1 protein-coding gene is annotated in these 1729 nt (G+C 51.6%); it reads left to right on the forward strand.

Translation table 11 applies throughout. From position 1 onward, the window contains the following. Window positions 1-198: 198 nt before the first annotated feature. Window positions 199-1038 (forward strand): replication initiation factor domain-containing protein, encoded by an 840-nt coding sequence (locus ABD785_RS41095; protein WP_344840326.1) that lies wholly within the window; start codon window positions 199-201, stop codon window positions 1036-1038. The last annotated feature ends 691 nt before the right edge of the window (window positions 1039-1729 follow it).

Genomic DNA, 1729 nt, shown 5'->3' on the forward strand with positions numbered 1-1729 from the left:
GTCGGGTGGGTACATAGATGAGTTCACGGCGAACCTTGAGGAGGCTGAGAGGACTCTTGCTCCGATGGTTTTGGCTGCACTTGAGCAAATGGATTTGCCGATGGAGAAGTCTATTAACCCCCGAGCCTGTAATACGGGGGTAACCCCTAGTTCAAATTCCAGTTCAGGAGGTCGTTCAGCCCGTAGGGAGGGGGTCTGATGGGTTGTGCTACGGGGTGTGATTTCGACTGGTACAAAGCTGGCGTAAGTGATTCTCCTGATTACATTCTTTGCCATTTAATGGGTGGCTTTGAAATGTCTAGTGTAGTCAGTTCAAGGCCGAGGCACGGGTACGCTGAAGCTGCTGATGTGGTTATTGGCGATAGAAGGCTGTGTAGCGTCCAGTGGGGAGGCAATACCGGTGATAGGGTGATGGTTGAATCATCGGGATTTGAGGCGCCTCGTCTAGCCTCTCTGGTGCGTTCTGAGTGGCCTCAGCATCACCTGCTTAGGGCTGATGTTGCTATTGATATAGATCTTCCTGATGCCTGGGACTCGCTGTCCTCTATGGCTTTGAATTTGGCGGATAAGTACGACCTCAAGACTCGTCATGTGGGTGATTATCATAGGGCCAAGGAGGGGAGGTCTATATACGTTGGATCGCGTCAATCTTCTGTGATGTTGCGTGTTTACGAAAAGGGCATTGAACAGCGCGTTAAGGGAATTAGCGACGATACTTCAGTGGACTTGGTGAGGGTTGAGACTGAGATAAAACCCAAGAAGTCGGTTGCTAGGATGCATTGTGCAACTCTCTCCCCTAGTGAGCTGCTTGGCTGTGCTCCGTTTACCACTGAGATGGCTAAAATACTTCTTGATGAGTCTGTTGAGAGGGTTGTTGGTCTTAACCGCTTAAAGAGGCCGTCTGACCGTGATAGAGCGCTTGCAGCAATGGTTAAGCAGTACGGTAAGCATCTTGACTCCTTGAGGAGTGAGGAGGGTTCCTGGGCCGCTGTTGGCGATGCTTTGGGAAGGATGTTGGAGGGCAGTAAGGGCCGGTAGTCTGGTCTGTGTGAGTGCCTGTTAAGTTTGAATGGTGGTGAGCGTAGCGAACGCATGCATAACCGCAATGCACGGTGTATGTGGGCCTCGTCTGTTTGAGCGCGTCGTGTGTGCCTGATAGACCGCTGGCCCATTGCCAAACATGGTTTTGGTTTAAGTGCCTGTGTACTCGTAAGCGTGTACACGTGTAGGCGTGCCCTCCTGGCCTTCTGTGGCCGTATTTACCTCTCTTCCTGTGTGTCTGTGTGCCTGTTTGCCTGTGTGCCCGGCTTCTCGTTTACCCGTATTCCATCACCGCGAAGGAGGAGGAGGACGTGCGAGCCTAGCGAGGACGACGACGACTGAAGGTGATGCTTGAAAGCCTTGGGTGCATCACCTATATTTGGTGCATCACTAACATTAAAGGTGCATCACTATGGCTACATCTAAGCCTCGTTTAACGATTACTCTTGAGCCTTCTCATCATGCCGTAGTTTCTGAATTAGCGGCGCTTCGTGGTGTTTCTAAGTCAACGGTAGTGACTGAAATGCTGGGCGCTTCAATTCCGGCGCTTGAGCGTGTAACGAAGCTGCTGAGGGCGCTTGAGAGTGCTAAGTCGGGTGGGTACATAGATGAGTTCACGGCGAACCTTGAGGAGGCTGAGAGGACTCTTGCTCCGATGGTTTTGGCTGCACTTGAGCAAATGGATTTG

The organism is Actinocorallia longicatena (assembly GCF_039534125.1).
In the GTDB taxonomy this organism is placed as follows: Bacteria; Actinomycetota; Actinomycetes; order Streptosporangiales; family Streptosporangiaceae; genus Actinocorallia; species Actinocorallia longicatena.

What these genes read in the sequence shown, in the direction of transcription:
- ABD785_RS41095 (WP_344840326.1), top strand. Translation starts at nt 199, where the DNA reads ATGGGTTGTGCTACGGGGTGTGATTTCGACTGGTACAAAGCTGGCGTA.